The sequence below is a fragment of the Streptomyces violaceusniger Tu 4113 genome (assembly GCF_000147815.2).
GTDB classification, from domain to species: Bacteria; Actinomycetota; Actinomycetes; order Streptomycetales; family Streptomycetaceae; genus Streptomyces; species Streptomyces violaceusniger_A.
The window spans coordinates 7,107,774-7,131,662 of sequence record NC_015957.1; the positions used below are offsets into that span (position 1 = coordinate 7,107,774).

Here is a 23,889-nt window from a genome sequence, read left to right on the forward strand (position 1 = left end):
CGCCCGCCCGATCGCATGCGCCACGGCCCGGCCGACAGCACCGATGCGTTTTCGGCGTCGGGTGCTGTCGGCCGGCGCCGACACCGAGGGTCTACGACACGACAGCGCCACCGGCGTGTTGCTCGTTGTTCTCCAACTCCTCCGGCGGATGGCTGAGCTGCTCGCGCAGGTAGTTCCAGACCACCGCGATCAGCGCGGCAACCGGTACGGCGAGCAGACTGCCCACGATCCCGGCCAGGCTGCTGCCCAACGTCACCGCCAGCAGGATGACTGCCGCGTGCAGGCCGAGCCCGCGGCTTTGGATCATGGGCTGGAACACATTGCCCTCCAGTTGCTGCACCACGACGATGATCGCCAGCGCGATCAGCGCGTCCGTCGAGCCGTTGGACACCAACGCGATGAGCACCGCGACCCCACCCGCGAACAAGGCCCCCACAATGGGCACGAACGCGCAGATGAAGGTCAGGACCGCCAGCGGCAGCACCAGCGGTACTCCCAAGGCCCACAGACCGAGTCCGATGAACACGGCGTCGAGCAGGCCGACCAACGCCTGGGAACGCACGAAGGCACCCAGGGTGTCCCAACCGCGCGCGGCCACCACGGGGATGTCGGTGGCGAGCCGACCGGGCAGTTGGCGGGTGAGCCACGGCAGGAACCGCGGACCGTCCTTGAGGAAGAAGAACATCAAGAAGAGCGCGAGGACGGCGGTGACCACACCATCGATCACCGTGCTCACCCCCGTGACGATAGTGGTGACCAAGCTGCCGGCACTGCTCTGCAGCCGGTCGGCCGCGGTGTCGGTGGCCTTGGTGATCTGGGCATCGCTGATGTTCAGCGGCGGCCCGGAGGCCCATTCACGCACCTGTTGGATGCCTTCGGTCACACGGTCGGTCAGTTCGCCGGACTGGGACGCCACCGGTACCGCGATCAGCGCCACGATGCCCGTGACGACCAGGAGGAACAACACGGTCACGGCCGAGGCGGCCAGCGCGGGCGGCCACCCGAGCCCCCGCAGAACGCGGGCCAGGGGCCAGGTCAGCGTCGTCAGGAGCAGGCCGACGACGAGTGGCCAGACCACCGACCACATCTGGCCCAGGCCCCACAGGACCACCGTGGTCATAAGGAGGACCAGAAGCAACTCAAGGGAGACACGCGCCGATTGGCGGAGCGCGACGCGGGTTTTCGCTGAACTCAACGTGGGAGGCATGAGGCCACCCGTACCCCATGGCCATTGCCGCTGTCCAGGCGCACCCTCGACGGGAGGCCACACCGCCGCTGTCCACGAGGACTGACGGCCGGTGACCTCTTCCGGGACTCGGGCGCGGTGAGCGTGTTGCGCGCCTGTTCCTGTGCGGAGTTGACGTCGAGGTGGCCGTGGATGCGCGATACGGATCTCGATGGCGCCGTAGGAGGTGTGCAACTCGACGTGCCGCAGGCGGGTTGGGCGATGCGCAGGGTGCCGTGGGCGTCGGTGGCGGTGTCCGATCCCGCCCCGCCTGCCAGATCGTCCGAATATCACCTGGGCAACAGGTCAGTCGGGCCTCCGTGGCCTCTCAGCCTGCGTGGAGGACCCTGAAGCGATCGGGGTCCGCCGGATCCCGATCAACGACCTGGACGGGCGCCCAAGCCCATTGCCACACGCTGATGCCCGGCGTACGGGAGAACTGGATCTGCCCGCGGGTGCCCTCGACTGCGACGCGCGGCCAGGCTTCGGCCGTGCGCGCCCGGTCCACGCCGTGCGAACGCAGCACCTCGGCGAGGACGGCGACCGTGTCGTAGCCCTCGAAGGCGACGAAGGAGGGCGCTTCGGCCAGCCGCTCGCTAAGAGCCGTCTCGACGCGTGCACCGAGTGGGCTGAGGCGCTCGGGCAGGTAGCGCAGGAACGGGATCGCGGCGCTGTCGTCGCCCAGCAATTTCGCCCATTCGGCGAACTCCGGTTGCCCGGCCGGAGCACCCATCATCACGTTGGCGAGCCGCTCGTCGCGGCGGACAGCCTTGACGATCGACACTGCCGGCTCCGGGTGACCGACCAGAAGAAGGAGTGCCGACGCGCGATGGTCGGCGAGTTCGTCGCACACCGCCGTGGAGGTGAGCGCACTCATGTCGAGTTCGATGACGGTGCCGCCGCGTGGCGCGAGGTGGTCCCGCAGAATGCGGGTCCCGGATGCCCAGTAGACACTCGGCTGGGCCGCTACGGCGATGCGGCTGTGGCCCGCGCCGAGAAGGAAGTCCGCGTAGATCTGCCAGCCGTGGGACTGTGCCGGGGCGAGGCGCGCGACCCATTCCGTCGGCTGTTCGGTGAGCGCGTCGAGCACCGCTGACGAACAGAGGAACGGCAGGCCGAGGGCGTCGGCCCTGGCGGCAGCGGCGCGAGCGACGACGCTGTGGTACTCTCCCGCCACCGCGGCCACGCCCAGGCGAGCCAATTCGTCGACGGCCGCCGCGGCCCTCTGCGGATCAGCCGCGGTGTCCCGGACCACCAGCTCGAGTGGTCTTCCAGCAATCCCGCCGGCGTCATTGACCTCGCGAACGGCCAACTCAAGCCCGGCGAGCAGATGTTGGCCTGCCTCGACCCAGCCAGGCCGAGTGAGCGGAACGAGTGCGCCGATCTGGACGGCTGACCCGTCAGTCGGCTCCGCTCCAGGCGGCGATGGTGGCGTATTCATGTGTTGGCGTCTCCCGAGCGACGAATCGGTTGCGGTCGCGGTCGCGGTCGCGGTCGCCAGGATCGCAGAGTGATCGTCAGTGGCGCCGAGAGAAGCCGAGCCAAGAATGCCCGACTCCGGCACCCCGCCCCGTAGCCGCCGGCCTCACCACGCGCCCCGCAAGCGGCCCGAGAGAGGAGGCACCACGGCAAGAGCGATGAGTTCTGGTGGCCGATCGAGTCTGCCCTGACATGACTCGAATCATCGCTGACATCTCGGTTTCCCTCGACGGCTTCGTCACCGGGCCCGACCCCGGCCCGGACAACGGTCTGGGCACCGGCGGCGAGGCCCTGCACACCTGGGCGTTCTCCGAGGCCCCCGACGACCGCCGGATCCTGCGCGAGGCCACCGCCCGCTCGGGCGCCGTCGTCCTCGGCCGCCGGCTCTTCGATATCGTGGACGGGCCGAACGGCTGGGACGACACGACCGGCTACGGCGCCGGCGAGGTCGGCAAGCCCGCGTTCATCGTCGTGACGAGCTCGCCGCCGGAGTCGGTGCGCCTCACCGACCTCGACTGGACGTTCGTCACCACCGGCCTGCCCGACGCCGTCAACGCCGCACGCGAACGCGCCGAGGCGGCATCGTCCGAGAGCGGCAAGGACCTCGACGCCTTCCTCATGGGCGGCGGCGCCACGATCCGCTCGGCGCTCGCCGCTGGTCTGGTGGACGAGCTGACGCTGCACCTCGCGCCCGTCGTACTGGGCACCGGAACGCCACTGTTCACCGGCGGAGCGCCACGCACACTGGTGCAGCGGAGCGTGACCTCGACATCGACCGTGACACACCTGACCTACGACGTCCTCTGACCCCTTCGACCGGGGCTGACGGAAAGCGGGCGCTTCCCATCGGGAAGCACGCGCCATGCGGCCATGTCAGCACGTATTGTCGGCCCGCCACGTGACCTTGTGCACGGTCGTCGGGTTGCAGAAGAACTGCTTACTCGCCTTGTCCCTCGTGACGCACCACCGTGCCGTCCACCGGGGTGGTGCCGTTGTCCAGGTAGGAGGTGTACTCCACGTCGACGGCGCGGGACCCGGTGTTCTGGAACACGAACAGGCGCTGTTGGCGGCTGCCGACGCGCTGGGCACGGTGGCGGCGATGCCTGCGAAGGCGGCGGATAAGACCACGAGAGCGAGGGAGCGCTTGCGGGGTCGGGATCCTACGCGTCGGCCGAGATCATTCTCGCGAACCGCGGAGTGGGCTGGGGGCGCTGGCGTCCGCTTCGTTCCGTGGACTACGTTGTGGGCATGAATCCCGGGACGGCGTCGCGCCACGCACGGATTGGTGACCCGGTGCTCCGCTGAGCGCCGTACGGGCCGGTGCGGGCCCGCTCTTCGATCAAGGATCTTGCCCTGCCGCGCGGGCTCCGCCTCCGTCGTGTTGATCACAGGTTCCACACATCAACCACGACAGGAGAGTTCATGCCCACCAAGACGCTGCTGATTCCCACCGCGGACGGCCAGGCCGACGCTTTCGCCGCCTTCCCCGACCGGGGCGGGCGGCACCCGGGGGTGCTGATGTACTCGGACGCCTTCGGAGTGCGGCCCGCACTGCAGGAGATGGCCCGCGAGCTGGCCGGGCACGGGTACTACGTACTCGTCCCCAACTTCTACTACCGGCACGGCCCGGCACCGGTGATCGAACTTCCCGAGCACATCGGAGAGGAGACCCGGCCCGCGGTCATCGGCCAACTGATGCCCTTGCTCGAGGCACACATCACCACCGAACGTGTCCTGCGCGACGCCGACGCCTACCTCACCTTCCTCACCACCCAGCCCGAGGTCAGCGCCGGACCGGTCGCCGTGACCGGCTACTGCATCGGCACCCTCTTGGCGCTGCGCACCGCGGCGGCCCACCCCGGCCAAGTGGCCGCCGTCGCCGGATTCCACCCCGGTTTCGTGGTCACCGACGCGCCCGACAGCCCACACCGCCTCGTGCCCGAGCTCACCGCCGAAGTCCATCTCGGCCTCGCCGAAGGCGACTTGTCGCCCGAGGTCATCAGTGAGCTCTACCAGGCCCTGGATGCCGGGGGTGTCGGCCACACCTGCGAGATCTACCCCGAGACCCTCCACGGCTTCACGATGTCCGACACCGATGCTTTCAGCGCCGCCGGGCTGAAGCGCCACTGGAACCGCCTGCTCGCTCTCCTGGACCGTACGCCGGCCACCGGCTGAGGCTCCGGCTGCCAAGTGTCAGTTGGCCCGGGCGAGTTGGTTCAGGGATTGGGATCCGTCCAGAAGAGCGCGCGGAGTCGTGACGATGGGCAGCCGCTCCACGGTCGCGCGGTCCAGCAGGCCGACCTGGGCGAGCACGGCGGCTTGGTCCCAGTAGACGTGCTCGTACGCGACCGCGGTGCCCTCGAATCCCACGACAGCGATCACCGGGATGTCGACCTTCCTCCCCGTCGCGGCCACGCCGGGGAGGATCCAGGGGACCTCGATGTCGTGTGTGAACGAGAGCAGCAACTCGTCCACGACGGTCATATCGCCGACCGTCCGGCTGACCGACTCGATGTTCAGGTCGGCCGCGTTGCGTCCCACGAACCACGTTCGGTAGAAGGACCGGACACCCTCGAAGCCCGTACCGCCCATGCCCGTGGGCACATGCAGAACGGCGGGGTTGTCACTCATGGTCCGCATGGTGGCATCCACGTCCCGAGTCACGAACTCGGCCTGGGTGTGGGCCTGCCACTGACGCACCATCACTTCTGTATCCGCCACACGATCCCCAATATCCGATTTGGCGCAGAATAGCACCATTCCCGGGGCGCTCATCCATGGCCGCGGCCGGCCGCCGTCGCCTCGTAAGTCCATATGCCTCGCGACCTCGCCCGCCGCGTGGTTGAGCCGAAGGGGTGGCCTCGGACGGGTGCGTTGAGCCATCCCGGTGACGGCGGGGCCAGGTCGGTTCCGCCGCGCCCGGATGATGTCCGGGGTCAGGGGCCGGGCCCCGCACGGCAATGGAGACGGATCACGATGAAGCAGAAGATGTGGCTGATGGTTCCGGGGGTGTGTGCGGTGGTACTGGCCTCCGCCAACGGCGCCCTCGCGGCGGGTCCCGGGGGCGACGGCAACACGGTCCGGCAGGCCACGGACTGTCCCTCCACCAACAGCGGGCCGATCAATCCAGTCGTCTCCGACTCCCCTGGCGCCTCGGCCGACGTCGACCTCTCGGCCCGCTGCGGCAACTCCGTACGCAACAAGGGGAAGATGTCCGGCAATGCCGTCGATCAGTCCGCGCAGTGCGAAGCGGCCAACAGTGGATTGATCAACCCCCTCATCGAGGATTCCCCGGGTGCCTCGGCGGACTCCACCTTCTCGGCCGACTGCGGCAACGACCTGCGCAACAAGGGGGAGCTGACCAACAGCGCCGTCGGTCAGTCGGCGAAGTGCGACGCGACCAACAGTGGACTGATCAACCCCGAGATCACCGGTTCCCCGGGAGGCTCGGCGGACGCCACGTTCTCGGCCCGCTGCGACAACGACCTGCGCAACAACGGGAAACTGACCGACAGCGCCGTCGATCAGTCCGCGGACTGCGACGCGACCAACACCGGCGCCCTCGATGACCCCGGTGTGGACCTGTCTCCGGGCGGTTCGGCGGACACCACGGTCGCGACACGGTGTGGCAACGACCTGACCAACCACGGCACGGTCCACGACAGCACCATCGGCCAGCAGGGCGAATGCGACGCCGCCAACACCGGCATGCTCAACCCCGACCTGGGGGACTCCTCGCCCGGCGGCACGCTCGACACCCGGATCGTCGGCCGCTGCGACAACACGGTCGCCAACACCGGGACCGTGGAGCACAGCGACATCGGCCAGCGGGGCGACTGCGACGCGCTCAACGCCGGCGAGGTCAACACCGGCTTCAACGACGACTCCCCGGGCTCCTCGACGGACCTGGACGTGGCGGCCCGCTGCCATAACGATGTGGCCAACGACGGCCGGATGGACCGTGTCACCCTGGGCCAGAGCGACGCCTGCGACAGCTCCAACAGTGGTCTCTTCGGCGGCGGCGTCAGCGGCTCCCCAGGAGGCTCGGTGGACGCCACGTACACGGTCCGCTGCGACAACGACCTGCGCAACGAGGGACGCCTGACCGACAGCGCCGTCGATCAGTCCGCGGAGTGCGACGCGACCAACACCGGCGCTCTCGACGCCCCCGAGGTGTTGAACTCTCCAGGCGGTTCGGTCGACACCACGATCGAGGCCCGGTGCGGCAACACGCTGGCCAACCAGGGCACGGTCCACGACAGCACCTTCGGCCAGCGGGAGGAGTGCGACACCGCCAACAACGGGGACATCAACTCCGACGTGGGGCCCCTCTCGCCCGGAGCCACCTCCGAGACCCAGGTCTCCGGCCAGTGCGACAACAAGGTCACCAATGCCGGGGCGGTGGAGCACAGCGACATCGGCCAGCAGGGCGACTGTGACGCCGCCAACAACGGTGCCGTCGACACCGGCTTCAACATCACCTCCCCGGGCTCCTCGACGGACCTGGATGTGGCGGCCCAATGCCGCAACGACGTGGCCAACGACGGCCGCATGGAGCGCGTCGACCTGACCCAGAACGACACCTGCGACAGCTCCAACAACGGTCTCTTCGGTAACAGCCTCAACAATTCCCCGGGGGCGAGCGCCGACCTCACCACGCGTGTCGACTGCGACAACCAGGTGTCCAACAAGGGCCGGCTGCACGACGAGACCTTGGGCCAGGACAACGGGTGCGCCGCCACCAACAACCAGGACATCGACCTCGCCATCATTGACCAGCCCGGTGCCGACGAGGACACCACCGTCGCGACGCGCTGCCGCAACCTCGTCGACCGGAAGTAGTCCCGGCACACCCGGCGGCCGTCCTGCGCCGGAGACCTCGGCGGCCGTACCTGGTGGTCCGATGCCGCCGGGGTCAGCGTGTCGGGGACCGGCCCCCGCGGGTCGATCGATCCCGTCAGTGGCCGTGGCCGCCACTGTGGCCGCCACCGCCGTGATCGGCACCGCCGTGGTCGTCGTGGTCGACGATCGTCCATGGGCGCATCAGGTCGTCGTCTTCGTGTTCGAGAATGTGGCAGTGGTGGACGTACGTCGCCGGGAGCTCGGTGCCACTGTCCGGAATCGACGCGATCGTGCCCGTCGGCGGGGTGAATTCCTCGATGAGGATTCTGGTCACCGTCTCCGGATAGGACTTGACGGTGTCCTTGTAGGACCGTGCCTCATCCGGGTCCGCCGGAATCGGTGGGCCGGTGAGGTAGTTCACCAACACCGGTCGGTCCTCCGGTTTGCGGCCACCGTCGATCCACTTTTCGTAATCCGCCTGGTAGCCGGCCGCGTCGATCGGCTGCCTGTTCAGCACCTGGAAGTTGACGAGGTGGACATGCATCGGGTGTGCGTCGTGGTTGGGATTGATGTACTCCCAGATCTCGGCCGAGCCCGCCTTGATGAAGTCCTGGGACGGTTCCATGAATGGCACCGCGTTGAGCGTCATGGTGCCGAAGAGCTTGTGCTGGTACAGCACCCATTCGCGTCGACGGGTGTGCGGCTTCAGCTCGATGGGGGCGATCTCCGGCAGCTTGAGCTTCTTGGGCGGCGTCGTCTTGTCTCCGCCTCCGGACAATCGCTTGGTGACCTGGAATTGCATGATTTCCGAGATCTCCGGTCCATCGCCGCCGGGGAAGTGGACCGGCGCGTTGTAGTTCGTCAGCGTCACGTTCGTGCCCATGGGCATCTGGCTGAAGTCGACGATCAGGTCGTACCGCTCGGCCGGCGAGATCAGGAAGTTCAGCATGGGCAATGGAGGACGGAAGCCGCCGTCGGTGCCGATCAGCCAGAACGGCAGTGTGGGCTGGGGCAGTACGTCCCTGAGAACGTCGAACTTCAGCCGCCAGAAGCGCGCGTTCGAAGCGTTGAGAATGCGCAGCCGGTAGCGTCGCGGCTCGACGGCCAGGAAGGGGTACGCCTTTCCATTGACGACCGGAGTGTCCTCGCCTTCCCGCTGGGTCATGGTGTAGGCGAGCGAGCCGTCCCGGCCGAAGGTCCGGTCCTGCAGGATGAGGGGGACCTCGAATTCGCCTTGCGGCAGCCCGAGCCGCTCGTCGGCGGGGTCACGAACGAGGTAGAGACCGGCAAGGCCCGCATAGACGTTGACGCTGGTCATCCCCATGCCGTGGTCGTGATACCAGAGCATGGCCGAACGCTCGTGATTGGTGTAGCCGGAGATCGCTTCGTTGGCCTTGACCCGGCTCGGGTCCAGGGTGGAGTAGGACTCCGCGTGGAAGCCGTCCGGGCTGAACGACTGCAGCGGCATTCCGTCGGACTGCGGCGCTGTGAAACCGCCGTGCTGGTGCACGACGTTCCACACGTTGATATGCGGGGGAAAAGGCGGTTTGCTCTTGTAGGGAGGCGGAGCGATCGGGGTGAGCTGGGGATCCCCGCTGCGAATGGCGTCGATCACGAACTGGAACAGGTGGGTGGTCGGCAGCTCGTTGCGGTACTTGACGACCGTCGGGTGATCCTTGATCACGCTGATCGTCGGCCCGAGATAGCCCATGCCGATCGCCCTGTGCGGATGGTGCGGATTCTTGGCCCAATAACCCCACACGGTCGCGGGCCCGAGATCCCGGTGGAAGCGCCACGAGCCCTGCCGCATCGTGATTTCGTAGTAGTCGGCGCCCGGATAGACGGAAGGGTCCGGGATGGCCGTCAGCGGCGTGGGCAGCGGGTCAACGTACTTCTCCAGCGGAGGGGTCTGCGTCACCGGGGTGTCCGCAGACCCTGTCCCATGAGCCGGCGACGCATACGCCCGCGCCCCCAGAACACCCTGCGGAATCATGGCCGCACTCCCCATGGCGCCGGCCATGAGGAAATTCCTTCGCCCAACCATTGTCTCCAGCCTTTCCCTCGCCTCAGGTAACGCCCAAAGGGATACAGGGCTGGTTCGGGACGTTGCCGCAGCGCGCCGGTCCGGTCCGGGATAGCCACTCATTGAGCCGATCTCAGCGGAAATTCGGTCGATATGAGGGCCGGGACGCCGGTCGGCCGGAGAGCGAACGGCGGGCGTCCCGGCCGGTGTGCGATCAGGGAGCGATCAGGACGGTCTTGCCGGGCAGTCGCCCGGCCGCCGAATCCTCGTGCACCGCACGCGAATCGGCCGCCGGGCGGCGGTCGGCGATGTGGATGCGGAGCCGACCGTCGTCGACCCTGGCCACCAGCTCGGTCAACTGGGTGGCGTCGCTGCGGACCCACAAGCTGGCGCTGCGTACCGAGCGGGCGGGGTCCTCCGGTATCGGGCCCGCTGTACTGGCTGCTACGCCGCCGTCGGCGACGTAGCGCGACAGTTGCGCGGCCTCCTCCTCGGTGCCGCGCACATGGTTCAGCAGAACCTCGAAGGGGCCACCCACCGCGGCGGGACCGGCGGCGAGATCGAGACGGCCGACGACCCGGGCGCCGTAGCCCTCAAGGCGCTCGGCGTGCCGCGGACTGGCCGCCGCGGTCACATGCGCCCCCGCCTCGACGGCGAGCTGGACCGCGAGACTGCCCACCGCACCCCCTGCCCCGTTGACCAGGACGGTCTGCCCGGGCTTCAGTTCGGCGAGCTCGAACAACACCTGCCAGGCCGACAGGCCGGTAAGGGGCAGCGCCGCGGCGTCGACCAGGTCGATCGACCGGGGCGCCGCGGCCAGGGCCTCGGCCGGGGCGAGCACGTATTCGGCGGCCGCGCCCACGGCGTCGAGGGGCAGCATGGCCACGACCCGGTCGCCGACCGCCACGCCCGACACCTCGGCGCCGAGTTCGGCGACGGTGCCCGCCAAGTCGATCCCGGGCACATGCGGGAGAGCGATGGGGAGCATCGCGTTCAGGGCTCCGGCGCGGATGTGGTCGTCGACCGGGTTGAACGACGTGGCCGCCGCCCGCACCAGCACCTGCCCGGTGTCGGGTACCGGACGCTCGATGTCCTCGTAGCGCAGGACCTCGCTGCTGCCGAAGCCGTGGTATCGCACTGCCTTCATGGCATTTCCCCTTGTGTGTGTCGGTGTGTCGGTGTGTCGGTGTGTCGGTGTGTTTTTGTGCGTGTCGGTGGTCAAGTGGCCGGCGCCTTCAGCCCATGCAGGTGCGGGGCGTTGCTCGTTCATGGGCGAGGCAAGCGCCGCCGTCCTCAATCCATCTGCACCGACCGCGTGGAGTTGCCCATCACCATGCGGTCGATGGCACTCACGGCGCTCCCGGGATCGGAGGCGGCGCCAACGGTGAGCAGCAGCGGAACGAAGTGCTCGGCCGTCGGGTAGGCGACCTCGGCACCCTTTGACTTGCCCAGGCAAGTCAAAGGTAACCGCGATTGAGTTGCCTGGGCAAGTCATCTAAGTTGCCCAGGCAAGTAGGATGTGGGGTATGGACACTTCGTCACCCTGGCTCGACGACAACCAGCAAGAGCTATGGCAGGCCCTGCTCACCGTCGTCATCGCACTTCCGGCGGCCCTCGACCGTCAACTGCAACGAGATGCGGGCATCTCCAACTTCGAGTACGGCGTTCTGGCCCGGCTGTCCATGACCGACGAGGCCACGATGCGACTCAGCGACCTGGCCCGGGACTGCAACAGCACGCAGCCTCGCCTGTCGAAGGTGATGGACCGCTTCGAAGCCCGCGACTGGGTCGTCCGCCGACCCGACCCCACCGACGGCCGATACACCCTCGCCACACTGACCGACGCCGGCCGGCAGAAGGTCGTCGCGAGCGCACCGGAACACGTCGCGCAGGTGAAGCGACTCGTGTTCGATCCGCTCAGCGCCGCCCAACGCCGCCACCTCAGCGCCGCACTCACCCGCATCGCCGCCACCGTGCGCCAAGAACTCGATGGAGGGTGACCCTCGTCCGACGCCCTGACGCCCTGGCGTTCCGCCGCACTCTGGACCCCAACCGGGGGGACGAGTTCCTGATGGGGCCGTCGCTGCGCGCGGAGGACCTGCCGCCCGAGCTCACCGGCCCGTGGAATGGACGGCATCTCGCCGGCGCGGGCAGTGACAACCTCGTCCTGCCTCCCGAGGGGATCGTCGCGGCAAGCCTGCCGGCCGACCAGCGTGACGGTCTGGTGGAGCTGATCCGGGTCTATCTCGACCGCCTCCCGCCGCCACAGGCCGAGCGCACCCTGGCGCTCGTCCGTGCACACTTCGACCAGACACGGTTCGCCTGGCGCGGCGGCCGCGACGACGAGTGCGCCTTCTACTACCGGATCCACTCCCCCGTGCTCCTGGTCGAGTACGACAACCATCCAGGTGTCTTCCTCACCCATCCCGAGCCCGCCCGCTACCACGTCCACACCATCGTGCGGGCGCCCAACGGCAACAACTACGGACGTGACCTCCTCGCCCAGCACTACCGGCTGCACCACGGAGGTCACCGACCCGGTTGACATCGCCGAGTCCGCCCATGGCCGTGGGCGGGGCTGCTACTTGTGTGCCGCGGTGATACCGGCTTCGAGCAGGCGACGCGCGGTGGCGGCGGCGTCCTCCAGAAGGTGTCGGCTGTCCGCGAGGAGGCGGCCGGCCCTGACGTGGTCGCGTCCGGCAACGGTGACGGTGTCGATGTGGGAGCGGTCCAGCTGCAGGACGACCGTGCTGTAGGGATCGTGGACGGGGGCGACGTCGACCCGGTCGGCGCGCAGGACGAGGAGGTCGGCCTGCTTGCCGGGCGTGAGCGAGCCCGTACGGTCGGCCAGGCCGAGAGAACGGGCCCCGTCCAGGGTGGCCATGCGCAGCACGTCGCGCACGGTGATGCCACTGGCAGTGCCGGCCGTGTGGTGGGCGTGGCGGCCGGCCTGGTAGGCGGCGCGAAGCTGGGTGAACATGTCGGCGGCGACGGTGGCTTCGAAGTCCACGCTCAGGGTGACCGTCAGGTTCGGCTGAGCATGGGCGGGAGCGATCACGGGGTAACCGAGCCCCATGATCATCTCGGTGGCGGGCGAGACGGAGATGCTGCCGCCGCTGTCGGCGATGACGGCCAGTTCCTCGGTGCTGAGGCCGTTGGCGTGAATGAAGGTGGTGCCGGGCAACAGGGCACCGATCTTCTGCAGATGGGCCGCTGACAGGCGGGGGGAGAAGTGCCGTGCGACCGGCACATCCAGGTCTCGTGCCAGAGCGGCGTTGGCCAGCTCGTCCTCATCGCTGCCGCCCTCCGTCACCAGCGCCATGGTGACCAGCGCATCCGAGTCCGCCGGCAACTGGCCGCGGACGCGACGTGCGTCGTCGGGCAGAACGGCCCCGTGCGCGAAGATCTGCGGAAGGCTCTTGCCGTAGGCGAACACGGCGCGGATTCCCGACTCCCGCAGAGCGGTGACCAGAGCGTCGCTGTGCTCTGGCGTGTTCTGGATATCGGAGACGTCCTGGATGGTGGTGACGCCGGAGGCGAGCGCGGCGCGGGCGCTGAGGAGATCGCCGGTGTACAGGTCGTGCGGCGTCATGGCGGGGCCGAACTCGCCGAGGATGTTGTCCATGGATTGCCGAAGGGTGTGGGCAGGGGCAATACCCCGCAGGATGGCCTGCCACATGTGGCGATGAGTGTCCACGAAGCCCGGGACGATGATGCGGCCGGTGGCGTCGACGACCTCGGCGCCGGCCGGCGCCTCCAGCACGGTACCGATCCGGACGATGCGGTCTCCCTCGATCAAGAGATCGCCGTTGTCGAAGTCCCCCAACGACTCATCCATGGTGAGCAGGCAAGCGTTGCGATAGAGGCGGATGGCCACGTTGGCTCCTTGATCAGGATTCGGGGCGGTGCGTGTTCGGGCGCGGCGGCCGATCCCAACTCCGGTTCGGCGCATGGCGTACGCGGGGAGAACGGGGTGTCGATCGGACGGGGGTGTCGATCGGCTCAGCGTCTTCCTACACCATCACGGACACCGTGCCCCGGATGCCGAACAGCGACTTCCCGTAGATCTCGGCGGCCACTTCGGGGTTGAGGACGGCGTGCCGGCTCCCGGTCTCGATGTCCCGCCAGATGCGCTGCAGCGGGTTGGACTCGCCGAAGCTCGAAGCGCCCTGGGCAGAGCACACGATGCGGACCGCCTCACGCGCGTGGACCGCCGCCATTCCCGCGTCCATCCGTATCCGTGCCCGCGCGTCGTAATCGGGGAACACCCCGGCCCGCGCGGCCTCGTCGATGTCGGCGGCCGCGCGGAAGGCGTGCAGTTGGGCGGAGTCGGCGAGCGACGCCGCCTTCGCGGCGGCGAGTTGGATGGTGGGTGCCTCGGCCTGAGAGGCGTAGCTCGTCAAGGTCAGAGCTCGCCGCGGGGCCTTCTCCAGCAGGAGATCGACAGCGGCGGCGGCCAGCCCGAGCTGGGGCCCGGTCAACACGAGCGCGGCGGTCGGCACGAACGGTGCCCGGTAGAGCGCCTCGTCGGTGAAGGGTGTGGCGTAGCGGCCCTCGACGGCGTCGGGGACGGAGTGGAAGCGGTGTGCGGGCACGAAGAGGTCCTCGCCGACGAGCGTGTTCGACGCGGTCCCGCGCATGCCCGCCACGAACCAGGTGTCCTCGATGGTCAGCTCCGACATCGGCGCCAACACGATGCCGACGGCGTCCGATGTGCCCTCGGCGTCCGGCCGGGTGACCCCGAGGACCGCCCAGTCGGCGTGGGCGCACCCGGAGGCGGGGGCCCAGCGCCCGCTCACCCGGTACCCGCCCTCGACCACGCGCGCGGTGCCCGAGGGGGTCACGACACCGGCGACTCGGGCGTGGGGAGTGTGGGCCCAGACGTCGTCCTGGGCCCGGGCCGGGAAGAGCCCGACGAACCACGCACTGGCGTTGAGCAGGGAGGTCAGCCAGGAGGTGGAGCCACAGGCCCGCCCGACCTCGCGGCTGACCTCCAGCAGGGTGCGGTAGTCGGTCTGCAGACCGCCGTAGCGGGCGGGTTGCATCAGCGAGAGCAGGCCGGCCTCGGCCAGGGCGCCGATGTTCTCGGCGGGGACCATGCGCTCGCGGTCGGTCCGATCGGCGCCCGCGGCGATCAGCGGTCGCAGGGTGGCGGCGCGCTCGACGAGCTCGGACCGCAGGGCGCGCGCGGTGTCGGTGGTGCGGGGAACGTCCAGGGTGATGGTCATCGTCGTCATTTCGGTGTCGGGGATCAGGCGGGTACGGGTCGTACGGGTGGGACGGGTCGGACGGGTCGGACGGCTCAGCTCGCGACGGCGAGAGGGGTGTGGGTGCCGAAGACCCGGCGTGCGTAGGTCAGCGGGGCCGCAGGGGTCGGCTCGGCCTCCTCGACGCCGACGACGAGCAGGATGTGGTCACCGCCGTCCACGTGGCGTTCGACGCGTCCCGCCGTCCAGCCGGCGGACTCGGGCAGGTAGGGCAGTCCGGCGCGGAGGGTCCAGGTGACGCCGTCGAACTTCGAGCCCGAACCCCTCCGGCGGGCGAATGCCGACGCCAGTTCCCGCTGGTGGGCGCCGAGGATGTTCACTCCCACCCGGTCCCCCGGCTGGAGGTGGGGCAGCAGCCGCGAGGAGCGGTCCAGGGCGAAGCTCACGAGCGGAGGGTCGAGTGAGAGCGAGGCAAGGCTCGAGACGGTGGTGCCGCGCGGTCGTCCGTCGGCGGTCGTCGCCGTCACCACGGTGACCGGCGAGCACACCCCGCTCATCAGCTCGACGAAGGTCTCTCGGTTGATCATCGTGCGCCTCCCGTAGGTGTATGGGTTCGTCTGTCGGGATGCGTGGTGTTGTGTGGCCCCGCGTCCGACATCACACAGTGAACTCCGGCTGCCGGGGCGGGCGCTTGGTCTGTCGGCTCAGGATTCCGGCCGCCTGTTGAGCTGCCACACCTGTTTGTTGGTCTGCCACACCGGTCGGTTGGTCTGCCACACCGGTCTGTTGGTCTGGCGCACGGGTCCGTTGGTCCGCCGCACCGGTCCGGACTGCGACCGGCACTCCGGGCTCACCGCTCATTCACGTCGCGGGGCAGGAGGACCGCGTCCCCCAGTTCCTCGGTGAGCGCCAGCGCCGTGTGGAGGGCGAAGCGGCGGTCGTCCAGGCCGTGTCCCAGCACCTCCTGGGCCCGCTTCACGCGGTAGGTCACGGTCCCCCTGGCCACGTGCAGGCGTCGGGCGACATCCGCGAGGCTGCGCTCGGCGCCGATGTAGTGGTACAGCGTGGTCCGCAGCGCCTCCATCGACGCGCTGCGGGCTGCGAGCCCGCCGAGTTCACGTCGTACGAAGTCACCGGCCGCGTCGAGATCGGTGGCCAACAGCGCGATGGCGGCCACGTCGGCGTAGGCGGTCGCATGCCTCGGCACCCGCCCGGCCTCGCGCCGCAGTCGCTCGACCCGCTCCCCGCGCCGGGCCTCGCGGTGGGAGCGACGGAAGCCCTCGACGCCGCCGCCCGGGGTCCCGAAGGCCGCCTGCGTCCGCTGCCGGGCCAGCGCCTCCGCGATGGTCTCCCACGAACCGGTCCGGCGCGTACCGTCCGAAGTCACCGTGCCGTCCGAAGGCACCGTGCCCCACGCCCACAACCGCCCCGAGGCCACGGGGACGACCAGCGTCGTGGTGGCGCCCCGGGCCCGGAGCGCCTCGGTGGCCACCGCCTGCAGCGTGGAGCTGCCGTTCGGCACGTCCGACCACACCACCACCGCCTCGTGGGTCCGGCGCAGGTCGTAGCCGAGGGCACGCGACGCCTCACCGACATCCGTGGCCGTGGCCGTGGCATCACTCAGCAGGGAACGCACGATGTCGGCCCGTGCCGCGGCCGCGCTGGTGCTCCACACCTCGTGCTCCACGAGGTAGGCGCGGATCATGGTGTCGGAGAGGTCGTCGACGTAGGAGAACAGCTCGCGGGAGATCGCCGTGACCTCATCGACCGCCGCCTCCGGGTCGACCAGCTCGGCACAGGCCCGCAGGAACGCCTCGGTCGTCGCCGCATGCCCGATCCGGACGCCGTGCAACACCCGCTCGAGCGGTACGGCCCGGTGAACGAACTCGTGGATGCCCTCCAGGATCGCGTCATCGGTGGGCGGGGCCACTGCCGGGCCGTCCACCAGAGTGAACAGCGCCCGCAGAGTAGTCGCTTCATTGCCTCGGCGGAGCAGCTCGACCGCGGCCGGACTACCGCCGAGGTCCGGCACCTCGCCGACGATCCGCCGCACGACCACGGAGTTCAGCTCGATCACCCAGCGCACCGGGTCCGCGCCGACGCGCGCGACGGCGTCCTCGACGATCGGGCGCGGGCTCGCCGCTCGGTCCAGGTCGACCGCACCCCGCGGGCCCAGCCGCGCGATCCAGGCCCGTCCCGGCCGCCGCCCACCGGTCTCGGTCACACTGTCTCCCTCGGGCTACGGCGCCGCGACGGAATCATCGATCCCGGTCGCGGTGATCGGATGATGTGACGCCATACTCGGTCCAAGGCGAGGGACTGATCAACCGCCGGTCGCCGAAGCCATCGTCCACCCCGGGCTGATCGCCGATGCCTCCGACAGTGTCCGGATCTGCGCGATCAGCCGCGCCGAGGCCGGCGACGGTTCCATCGCGCCGCTCATCGCGAGCTTGCGGTCCATCGTCGGCTCGCTCGGCATCGACGACAAGCTCATGTGACCCACCCGGCGTGTGCGTGGGCGACCGTCCGCGCCCCTGAAACGGGGTTCCTGGCCGCCGGGCCCGGCGCACTCCCCCGGGGGCTATCCCCCGGGGCGGGCCGGATTGTCGGGACCGTCCGGGAAACGGGAGTGTGCTGAGGCATGACGAAGCCTCACAGACCACTCAGGAACGCCGCCACGAAGGGCGGCTCTCCGTCATGAACCCACGCATCACGCGCACCGCCGCCATCACCACGCCGGCCAGGCGCTGGCCTTCACCGGGAGCCCGGTTGCTCAGGCCGCTGCCCGAACCGCCGGTCAGGGATCCGGCGTGGACGAGGACGACGGGCCGGGCGCGGCTCGGGCCGACCGGAGACAGCCTGGCCCTGGGCGCTACGCCACGGGGATGATGCCGCCGTCGACCCGGAACTGGGCTCCCGTGAGCCACTTCGCGCGGCCGGATGCGAGGAAAGCGATCATCTCCGCCACGTCCTCGGGATCGCCGGGCCGGCCCATCGGCACATTGAGGTGATCCACGATCTGCTGCTGGACCTCCGCCACGCCAACGCCCTGCCGGTCGGCGATGCGCTGGAGGTGCTGGACGGCGCCCTCGGTGGCCACGAAGCCCGGCAGGACACACACCACCCGCACTCCGTGCTCTCCCACTTCGGTCGCCAGCTCGCGGCTGTAGGCGTTGAGCGCCGCCTTGGCCGCCGCGTAGGACGCTTCGGTGCGCTGCGGCAGACGGCTCGCGATCGACGAGACGTGCACGACGACGCCGGAACCCCGCTCGACCATCCCCGGGACCAGGGCCCGGTCGAGCCGGACGGCACTGAGCAGGTTCATCTCGAGGTCCGCACGCCACGACGCGTCGGACCGCGTCAGGGTCGGCATCGGGGCGCTCGCGGCGGCCGCGTTGTTGACCAGGACATCCACCCCGCCCACGCTGTCGATGACCCGTCGGCCGAGCTCCGCCGCTCCTTGCTCCGTCGCGAGGTCCGCGGGGATGAAGGTGACCGGCAGATCCTCCGGAGGCGCGCCGCGCGAGGCGGTCAGCACCGTCGCGCCCGCGGCGGCGAATCGACGGGCGGTCGCTTCGCCCAGACCACGGCTGCCACCGGTGACCAGCACACGAAGGCCGCTGAGCCCCTCCTCCGGAACTGTCATGGGAGTGCCCCTCCAGTAAGGTGAACCCGACTCCGGAAACTATACATAAACGGAACCCGACTCACCTTACGGAGGCACTGTTGCCGTCGTCACGTCCGATGCGCGCCGATGCGCGCCGCAACCGCGAGGCACTCCTGGCCACGGCGCGGGAGGCGTTCCTCACCGGCGAGGCCGACGCTCATGTGGAAGAGATCGCCCGGCGGGCCGGAGTGGCGGTCGGGACGCTCTACCGCCACTTCGAGACACGCGAGGCCCTCGTCGAGGAGGTCTACCGCCAGGAGGTCGACGAGCTGTGCGCAGCCCCTGCGGAACTCCTTGGCCTGCATGCCCCGGACGAGGCCCTGCGCCAGTTCCTGCTGCTGCTCGTGGAGCACGCGGCCGTGGGCAAGGGAATGGCCGTCGCGCTGGAGAGCATCATGGCCACGGACTCACCGATCTTCGATGACGCCCGCACGCGGATGGCACAGGCTCTCCAGCAACTGCTCGAAGCGGGCACAACGGCCGGCACCATCCGCGGCGGCGTCAGCGGACGCACACTGCTGCGCGCGCTGGGGGGCATCTGCGGAATGCACACCACGGAGGGCTGGCAGGACGAAGCCGTGCAGATCACGGCGATCCTCTTCGACGGCCTGCGTTTCGGCGCGCGGAACGCGGGCTGAGCCGCCGCGCCTCGCGCCGACGAGGCGTGTCCGGGAGAGCCTGTCCGGGAGACCGGCGCGTCAGACGCGTCAGACTCCCAGGGTCACCATCACGACCAGCACGATCAGGAGCAGGACGATGTAGGCGACGGAGTGGACCCGGTCCGGGACCCGGCCGGTGACGCGCCTCGCCACGGCGATGGTGGGCAGTGATCCGATGAGCAGGGCGGCGCCCGCGGTGAGATCGACGTAGCCAAGCTGTCCCGGGCCGGCGGATGTGGCGGGGGCGAGGGCGTAGACGAGGGTTCCGGCCAGGGCGACGGGGACGCTGAGGGGGTTGGCCATGGCGGTCGCCTCGGCCATGGGAAGACCCCTGCGGCGCAGCAGCGGAACCGTCATGACGCTGCCGCCCACCCCCAGGCCCGCGGCCACCAGGCCGATGCCTATTCCGCCGAGGGTGGTGGTGCGCCGCCCCAGGGGTTCCGGGCGCGTCTGATGCGCCACGGAGAGGAAGCCCTTCCTCAGCAGGCTGTCCGCGATCGTCACCAGCAGGTAGGCGGCGAACAGCAGGCGCAGCGCCGTACCGCCGATGAAGGTGGCCGCGAAGGATCCGACGACGGCGCCGACCGCGATGAACGCCGCCAGCGGCCAGACGTACGCGCGGCGCAGTCGGCCCTGTCGCCACTGGGCCAGCGCCGCCGCGGCGGCATTGACGACCATGACCGCCGCCGAGGTCGCCACGGCGATGTGCATGGCGTCCGCGTCTCTTCCCGGAGACGCCGTCACGGTCAGAACGCCGTAGACGACGGGGACCGTGATGAAACCGCCGCCGAAGCCGAAGAGCACCGTCGTGATGCCGGTCAGGCACCCGAGGAACAGAAGAGTGGAAAACGAGGTCAGCACTGGTCAGACGCTAGATACCAGCAGGCGTGGCGGGCAATCGACGGATTGCCATGTTCCTACGCGCAGCAGACAGCGGCGCGCGGTCCCGCGTAGCCTCGCGGTATGCGCAACATCCGGGTCGCGGAGGTGGACGACCTCGATCGTGCCGTGCTGGCCATCGGCACCGACTACCCCCAGGATCATCTGCTCGTCTGGCACGAGCACCGCCGCGCCCAGGTGCTGTACGCGGCCACCGGTGTGATGCGGGTCGAGACGGCGGACGGCAGTTGGACGATACCCACCGCCCGCGCCGTGCTGATCCCGCCGGCGACCGGGCATCAGGTCACGATGACGGACGTCAGCACCCGCAGCCTCTACGTCGAGCCCGCCGCCGTGCCGTGGTTTCCCGCCCGCTGTCAGGCCGTCGACGTCTCCGTGCTGCTGCGGGCGCTGATCCTGGAGGCCGTGGAGATGGAGCCGCGCTACCCCGAGCACAGCCGCGACGCGGCGGTGGCGGCCCTCATCCTCCACGAGCTCAGGAACCTCACCCCGCTGCCGCTCGATGTGCCGCTGCCCTCCGATCCGCGGCTGCGCGACCTGTGCGAGGTGTTCCTGCGGAAGCCGGACATCCATGACCCGCCCGCCCGTTGGTGCGCTGCCCTCAGCATCAGCGAACGCACCCTGGCCCGCCTGTTCCAGCGCGGCACCGGCCTGAGCTTCTCGCAATGGCGGCAACGCGCATGCGTCCTGCACTCCCTTCAGCACCTCACCGCGGGCATGCCCGTCACACGCATCGCGGCCCAGCTCGGCTACGACAACCCCGCCGCCTACACGGCCGCGTTCAAAAAACTCCTCGGCCAACCGCCGACGGCGTACCGGAGCCCCGACGCCACGGGCAGCCGCGACCGGGGCTGACGCCCGGCGCGGCCCCGGGCGCGTCAGCCGGACTGGACATCGCCGGGCTGGACATCGCCGGACCGGACATCGCCGGGCTGCGTTTCGGCCTGGATGTCGGCGACGAGCTTCTTCGCCGCCGCCAGCTTCGGCCCGTAGGCCGCGGGATCCGTCGCGTTGAGCGCGGTGAAGATCTCCACGGCTTCCTGCGCCCGCGCGAGCGCCTGGTCCTTCCGGCCGGACTGCCGCAGGTAGGGGATCGTCGGATACATCAGCCAGTCGCCCAGCCCTCCGCGATACCTCCCGGGGTTCTCGGTGGCGAGTTGGCGGAGCAGGTCGGTGGCCTCGACGGCACGCTGTGCGCCTTGGCTGTGGTCGGGTTTGCCCCACAGAGCCTGGGCCAGGTTGATCAGCGTCCAGGCCTTTCGGTAGCGGAGGTCATCAGATCCGGGCTGTTCACCGATCAGCTTGTCGTAGAGGCCGAGGGCCTCCTGCATGCGAGCGATGGCCTCGTCGTGGCGGCCACTGCCCATCAGATACGTGCCCGCCGGGAACACCAGCCACTGAGCGAGCCCGGGCCGGTAGGTGGGTGTCCTGGTGGCGAGTTGGCGGAGCAGGTCGGTGGCCTCGACCGCACGCTGTGCGCCTTGGGCATGGTCGGGTTTGCCCCACAGAGCCTGGGCCAGGTTGACCAGCGTCCACGCCTTTCGGTAGAGCAGCTCCTCAGCTCCGGGTTGCTCATGGATCAGTGCGTCGTAGAGGCCGAGGGCCTCCTGCATACGGGCGATGGCCTCATCGTGGTGGCCACTGCCCATCAGGTACGTGCCCGCCGGGAACACCAGCCACTGCGCGAGCGTCGCCCGGAAGCCGGAGTCCAGGGCCACGACCTCGCGGGCAACGGCGATCGCGTCGGCCGCCCGGGCATTGGCCTCCTCGCGCACCGGGCCCGGCAGGTTCCAGAGGGTCTGGGCCCGCGCCACCAGCGCTCGGGCGTCCGCGATGCGGGCCGACGCCGTCGGCGTGGCCGTGTCGTAGAAACACGTCTGGAGCCTTGGCACCTCACCGATCTCGCTGCCGAAGTCGACCCGGTAGAGCGATACGCTCCCAGCCGTCGACGGCGCCGCGGCCGCCAGTTCGGCGTACGACCACCAGGGCTGTCCGAGCCGCTGCGGTGCCGACCACTGGGGCTGCTGGGGATCCCGGTAGATGGTCTGAACGCGGCTGTCCCGGCCCTGCCAGAACCAGTTGAGCCGCCGGTCCCCGGTCACCGCGGGGACGATCGTGTAGGGCTCGCCCCAATTGGTGAGGTGCTGCGGGGTGATCTCGGCCGGGGCGCTCCAGCCGCCGTCGTAGTGGATGTTCCACATGGCTCCGAAGGCGCCCTGCCAGACCACATCGGCCTTTCCGTCGCCGGTGCCCATGGCGTGGATGGACGACGCGAAGTCTTTCCCGGGGAATTCGGCGATCTGGGCGGGTGCGCTCCACGCGGGGACGGGCGCGTGGGAATCGTAGGTGACGCTGTGCACCGTGCGCTCGTTCATGGTCCACACCGCCAGCACCACCCCGGGCGCCGGACAGGCCACCGCGAGGTCCGAGTTCAGCGAAATGGCGCCTGCCGGGGTCGCCGCCTGCGGTGGCCCCCATGCCCCCTTGGCGTCCTGGAACGCGGCCATCAGCGTGCCGGTGCCATTGTCCTGCCACATCACGACGACCGAGCCCGGTGAGGCGGCGGCCTCGCCGAACGAGACATCGGTGGTGCCGCCGCTCACCTCGACCGGGGCGTCCAGCCATCCGGTCGGCCGGGTGGGGTCGGTGCGCGTGGCGTAGATGCCGCCCTGCTTGCCCCGCATCACCACGGTGATCAGACCCGGCCCCGACGACACGGCGCACGGCGTGGGTTCCTTTCGCACCGTGTTCTCCGCGCTGATGGCCACCGACGGCTTCCAGGCCGGTGCGGCGGCGGTGGCGTCGTAGGACGTGGTGCGGAGCTGGTCCTTGTCCGGGTCCCGCCACACCAGCACGGTGTGCCCCGGCCGGTCCGATGCCGCGGCCAGGGTCACGATGCTGTCCGGCACCTCCACCGGGGTCCAGGGGGACCATCCGGGTGTGCGCGGGTCCTTGGCCCAGTGGGCCACGGTGTCGTGGAGGCCCATGAGTTTGGCCAGACCCGTCCTGACCCGCATATCGGCACGCAGCAGATCGGCGTAGTAGGCGCGGGCGTCGTCATACTCGGCCTGCCCTCCCGGACGCCACCCGACTTCGGTGTGCCCCGTGTCGTAGCCGGTGATGTGGTCCACGCACTGGTGGGCCAGGAAGTAGCTGCCGCGGTTGTCAGGACCGCCCCCGGTATACGGTTCGATGGCCTGGTCGGCGTGTTGGAACACCCAGTCCAGCCGCGCCGCGTGCCGGGTCAGCTCCTCGCGGGCCAGCCGGTCCTCGCGGTACTGCGGATTGAGACCGGCGATCACGCCGAACCGGACGGTCAGCACATAGACGTAGGCGATATACGCCAGCCGGTGATCGAAGACGCTTTCCGGCGCATTCGGATCCGGGCGGTAGAAGTACGAGTCGCCCTCCAGCAGCGTATTCGCCGCCAGCCGTGAGTTGTTGTCCGCGTTGGACCGCAGCAGGGGGTCCTTGCGCCCGTCGGCGACCCAGGCGCTGAGCTCGTCCATGGCCGTGCGGGCCCGCCCGCGCAGCCCCTCCAGATCGCGCCGCAGATTGAGGACATACGCCTGCTGCTCGACCCTGACCGCCTGTTTCACGGCCTCGAGCACCTCGTCGAACCGCCCCTGGAGGGCGACGAAATCCTGGTGCAGCACCTCCAGCCGGGCCAGGATCTGCTCTTCGGGAGTGGGGGTGTGACTGCCGAGGCTGACGAAGGCGACGATGCCCTGGTATGCCTCGTACGCCTTCTTGCCGGCTTCATACACCGCCAGTGCGGTGACGATGGGCGTGGCCATATCGGTGTTCCCCCCTCGGACTGTGCCCCCCGCGGGCACGCCTGAGCCAAGTGAACCACCGGACAAGGACACTTATGGTGGAAATGTCCT

20 protein-coding genes are annotated in these 23,889 nt (G+C 69.7%); 7 read left to right on the forward strand and 13 right to left on the reverse strand.

Annotated elements, in window-relative coordinates:
• Window positions 1-91: 91 nt before the first annotated feature.
• Both STRVI_RS28945 and STRVI_RS28950 read right to left on the reverse strand, forming a co-directional pair.
• Window positions 92-1,207, reverse strand: coding sequence for an AI-2E family transporter (locus STRVI_RS28945; protein ID WP_014059175.1), 1,116 nt, complete (start codon window positions 1,205-1,207; stop codon window positions 92-94).
• Between the two features lie 346 nt (window positions 1,208-1,553).
• Complete coding sequence (locus tag STRVI_RS28950; protein WP_014059176.1) at window positions 1,554-2,666, reverse strand: ABC transporter substrate-binding protein; 1,113 nt, start codon at window positions 2,664-2,666, stop codon at window positions 1,554-1,556.
• A gap of 230 nt (window positions 2,667-2,896) precedes the next feature.
• Here STRVI_RS28950 and STRVI_RS28955 point away from each other — a divergent pair, with 230 nt between their 5' ends.
• Entirely contained in the window at window positions 2,897-3,511 is a 615-nt protein-coding gene (locus tag STRVI_RS28955) for a dihydrofolate reductase family protein (protein WP_014059177.1), read from the forward strand.
• Window positions 3,512-4,126: 615 nt separating this feature from the next.
• Window positions 4,127-4,879, forward strand: coding sequence for a dienelactone hydrolase family protein (locus STRVI_RS28960; RefSeq protein WP_014059178.1), 753 nt, complete (start codon window positions 4,127-4,129; stop codon window positions 4,877-4,879).
• Between the two features lie 18 nt (window positions 4,880-4,897).
• On the opposite strand, the gene STRVI_RS28965 is transcribed toward STRVI_RS28960, so the two are convergent.
• A complete protein-coding gene (locus tag STRVI_RS28965) occupies window positions 4,898-5,335 on the reverse strand; it encodes a nuclear transport factor 2 family protein (protein WP_251982760.1) in 438 nt (145 codons plus the stop codon).
• Window positions 5,336-5,680: 345 nt separating this feature from the next.
• Here STRVI_RS28965 and STRVI_RS28970 point away from each other — a divergent pair, with 345 nt between their 5' ends.
• Entirely contained in the window at window positions 5,681-7,546 is a 1,866-nt protein-coding gene (locus STRVI_RS28970; RefSeq protein ID WP_014059180.1) for a hypothetical protein, read from the forward strand.
• A 115-nt stretch (window positions 7,547-7,661) separates the two neighbouring features.
• On the opposite strand, the gene STRVI_RS28975 is transcribed toward STRVI_RS28970, so the two are convergent.
• Window positions 7,662-9,566 (reverse strand): multicopper oxidase family protein, encoded by a 1,905-nt coding sequence (locus STRVI_RS28975; RefSeq protein WP_014059181.1) that lies wholly within the window; start codon window positions 9,564-9,566, stop codon window positions 7,662-7,664.
• Between the two features lie 217 nt (window positions 9,567-9,783).
• Entirely contained in the window at window positions 9,784-10,716 is a 933-nt protein-coding gene (locus STRVI_RS28980) for an NADP-dependent oxidoreductase (RefSeq protein ID WP_014059182.1), read from the reverse strand.
• 379 nt (window positions 10,717-11,095) lie between these two features.
• Here STRVI_RS28980 and STRVI_RS28985 point away from each other — a divergent pair, with 379 nt between their 5' ends.
• Together STRVI_RS28985 and STRVI_RS28990 are read left to right on the forward strand one after the other, a co-directional pair.
• The gene (locus STRVI_RS28985) at window positions 11,096-11,569 is read left to right on the forward strand and encodes a MarR family winged helix-turn-helix transcriptional regulator (protein ID WP_014059183.1); all 474 of its coding nucleotides are present in this window, start codon (window positions 11,096-11,098) and stop codon (window positions 11,567-11,569) included.
• The gene (locus STRVI_RS28990) at window positions 11,566-12,114 is read left to right on the forward strand and encodes a DUF3500 domain-containing protein (RefSeq protein WP_014059184.1); all 549 of its coding nucleotides are present in this window, start codon (window positions 11,566-11,568) and stop codon (window positions 12,112-12,114) included. Before STRVI_RS28985 ends, STRVI_RS28990 begins: the two co-directional genes overlap by 4 nt.
• 36 nt (window positions 12,115-12,150) lie before the next feature.
• Here STRVI_RS28990 and STRVI_RS28995 read toward each other — a convergent pair whose 3' ends face one another.
• The 6 genes from STRVI_RS28995 to STRVI_RS29015 all read right to left on the reverse strand — a co-directional run bounded on the left by STRVI_RS28995 (window position 12,151) and on the right by STRVI_RS29015 (window position 18,422).
• Window positions 12,151-13,446, reverse strand: a complete 1,296-nt coding sequence (locus tag STRVI_RS28995) for an amidohydrolase family protein (RefSeq protein WP_014059185.1) — start codon at window positions 13,444-13,446, stop codon at window positions 12,151-12,153.
• Window positions 13,447-13,582: 136 nt separating this feature from the next.
• Window positions 13,583-14,797 (reverse strand): acyl-CoA dehydrogenase family protein, encoded by a 1,215-nt coding sequence (locus STRVI_RS29000; RefSeq protein WP_014059186.1) that lies wholly within the window; start codon window positions 14,795-14,797, stop codon window positions 13,583-13,585.
• A gap of 74 nt (window positions 14,798-14,871) precedes the next feature.
• Window positions 14,872-15,363 (reverse strand): flavin reductase family protein, encoded by a 492-nt coding sequence (locus STRVI_RS29005; RefSeq protein ID WP_014059187.1) that lies wholly within the window; start codon window positions 15,361-15,363, stop codon window positions 14,872-14,874.
• Between the two features lie 263 nt (window positions 15,364-15,626).
• Window positions 15,627-17,000 carry a PucR family transcriptional regulator gene (locus STRVI_RS29010; protein WP_014059188.1) on the reverse strand — a complete coding sequence of 458 codons (1,374 nt, stop codon included), beginning with the start codon at window positions 16,998-17,000 and terminating at the stop codon, window positions 15,627-15,629.
• 99 nt (window positions 17,001-17,099) lie between these two features.
• Window positions 17,100-17,270, reverse strand: a complete 171-nt coding sequence (locus STRVI_RS52955; RefSeq protein ID WP_167543231.1) for a hypothetical protein — start codon at window positions 17,268-17,270, stop codon at window positions 17,100-17,102.
• A gap of 378 nt (window positions 17,271-17,648) precedes the next feature.
• The gene (locus STRVI_RS29015; RefSeq protein WP_014059190.1) at window positions 17,649-18,422 is read right to left on the reverse strand and encodes an oxidoreductase; all 774 of its coding nucleotides are present in this window, start codon (window positions 18,420-18,422) and stop codon (window positions 17,649-17,651) included.
• An 80-nt stretch (window positions 18,423-18,502) separates the two neighbouring features.
• Here STRVI_RS29015 and STRVI_RS29020 point away from each other — a divergent pair, with 80 nt between their 5' ends.
• Window positions 18,503-19,081, forward strand: a complete 579-nt coding sequence (locus STRVI_RS29020) for a TetR/AcrR family transcriptional regulator (RefSeq protein WP_014059191.1) — start codon at window positions 18,503-18,505, stop codon at window positions 19,079-19,081.
• Between the two features lie 69 nt (window positions 19,082-19,150).
• Here the strand turns inward: STRVI_RS29020 and STRVI_RS29025 are convergent, their stop codons facing one another.
• Window positions 19,151-19,963, reverse strand: coding sequence for a sulfite exporter TauE/SafE family protein (locus STRVI_RS29025; RefSeq protein WP_014059192.1), 813 nt, complete (start codon window positions 19,961-19,963; stop codon window positions 19,151-19,153).
• 102 nt (window positions 19,964-20,065) lie between these two features.
• Here STRVI_RS29025 and STRVI_RS29030 point away from each other — a divergent pair, with 102 nt between their 5' ends.
• Window positions 20,066-20,857, forward strand: a complete 792-nt coding sequence (locus STRVI_RS29030) for an AraC family transcriptional regulator (protein WP_014059193.1) — start codon at window positions 20,066-20,068, stop codon at window positions 20,855-20,857.
• 23 nt (window positions 20,858-20,880) lie between these two features.
• Here STRVI_RS29030 and STRVI_RS29035 read toward each other — a convergent pair whose 3' ends face one another.
• Window positions 20,881-23,799 carry a tetratricopeptide repeat protein gene (locus STRVI_RS29035; RefSeq protein ID WP_014059194.1) on the reverse strand — a complete coding sequence of 973 codons (2,919 nt, stop codon included), beginning with the start codon at window positions 23,797-23,799 and terminating at the stop codon, window positions 20,881-20,883.
• Window positions 23,800-23,889: the final 90 nt, after the last annotated feature.

Excerpts from the sequence above, each read along its gene's own strand:
- STRVI_RS28945 (WP_014059175.1), bottom strand. The coding sequence starts at position 1,207 with ATGCCTCCCACGTTGAGTTCAGCGAAAACCCGCGTCGCGCTCCGCCAA.
- STRVI_RS28950 (WP_014059176.1), bottom strand. The coding sequence starts at position 2,666 with ATGAATACGCCACCATCGCCGCCTGGAGCGGAGCCGACTGACGGGTCA.
- STRVI_RS28955 (WP_014059177.1), top strand. The coding sequence starts at position 2,897 with ATGACTCGAATCATCGCTGACATCTCGGTTTCCCTCGACGGCTTCGTC.
- STRVI_RS28960 (WP_014059178.1), top strand. The coding sequence starts at position 4,127 with ATGCCCACCAAGACGCTGCTGATTCCCACCGCGGACGGCCAGGCCGAC.
- STRVI_RS28965 (WP_251982760.1), bottom strand. The coding sequence starts at position 5,335 with ATGAGTGACAACCCCGCCGTTCTGCATGTGCCCACGGGCATGGGCGGT.
- STRVI_RS28970 (WP_014059180.1), top strand. The coding sequence starts at position 5,681 with ATGAAGCAGAAGATGTGGCTGATGGTTCCGGGGGTGTGTGCGGTGGTA.
- STRVI_RS28975 (WP_014059181.1), bottom strand. The coding sequence starts at position 9,566 with ATGGCCGGCGCCATGGGGAGTGCGGCCATGATTCCGCAGGGTGTTCTG.
- STRVI_RS28980 (WP_014059182.1), bottom strand. The coding sequence starts at position 10,716 with ATGAAGGCAGTGCGATACCACGGCTTCGGCAGCAGCGAGGTCCTGCGC.
- STRVI_RS28985 (WP_014059183.1), top strand. The coding sequence starts at position 11,096 with ATGGACACTTCGTCACCCTGGCTCGACGACAACCAGCAAGAGCTATGG.
- STRVI_RS29000 (WP_014059186.1), bottom strand. The coding sequence starts at position 14,797 with ATGACCATCACCCTGGACGTTCCCCGCACCACCGACACCGCGCGCGCC.
- STRVI_RS29005 (WP_014059187.1), bottom strand. The coding sequence starts at position 15,363 with ATGATCAACCGAGAGACCTTCGTCGAGCTGATGAGCGGGGTGTGCTCG.
- STRVI_RS52955 (WP_167543231.1), bottom strand. The coding sequence starts at position 17,270 with ATGAGCTTGTCGTCGATGCCGAGCGAGCCGACGATGGACCGCAAGCTC.
- STRVI_RS29015 (WP_014059190.1), bottom strand. The coding sequence starts at position 18,422 with ATGACAGTTCCGGAGGAGGGGCTCAGCGGCCTTCGTGTGCTGGTCACC.
- STRVI_RS29030 (WP_014059193.1), top strand. The coding sequence starts at position 20,066 with ATGCGCAACATCCGGGTCGCGGAGGTGGACGACCTCGATCGTGCCGTG.
- STRVI_RS29035 (WP_014059194.1), bottom strand. The coding sequence starts at position 23,799 with ATGGCCACGCCCATCGTCACCGCACTGGCGGTGTATGAAGCCGGCAAG.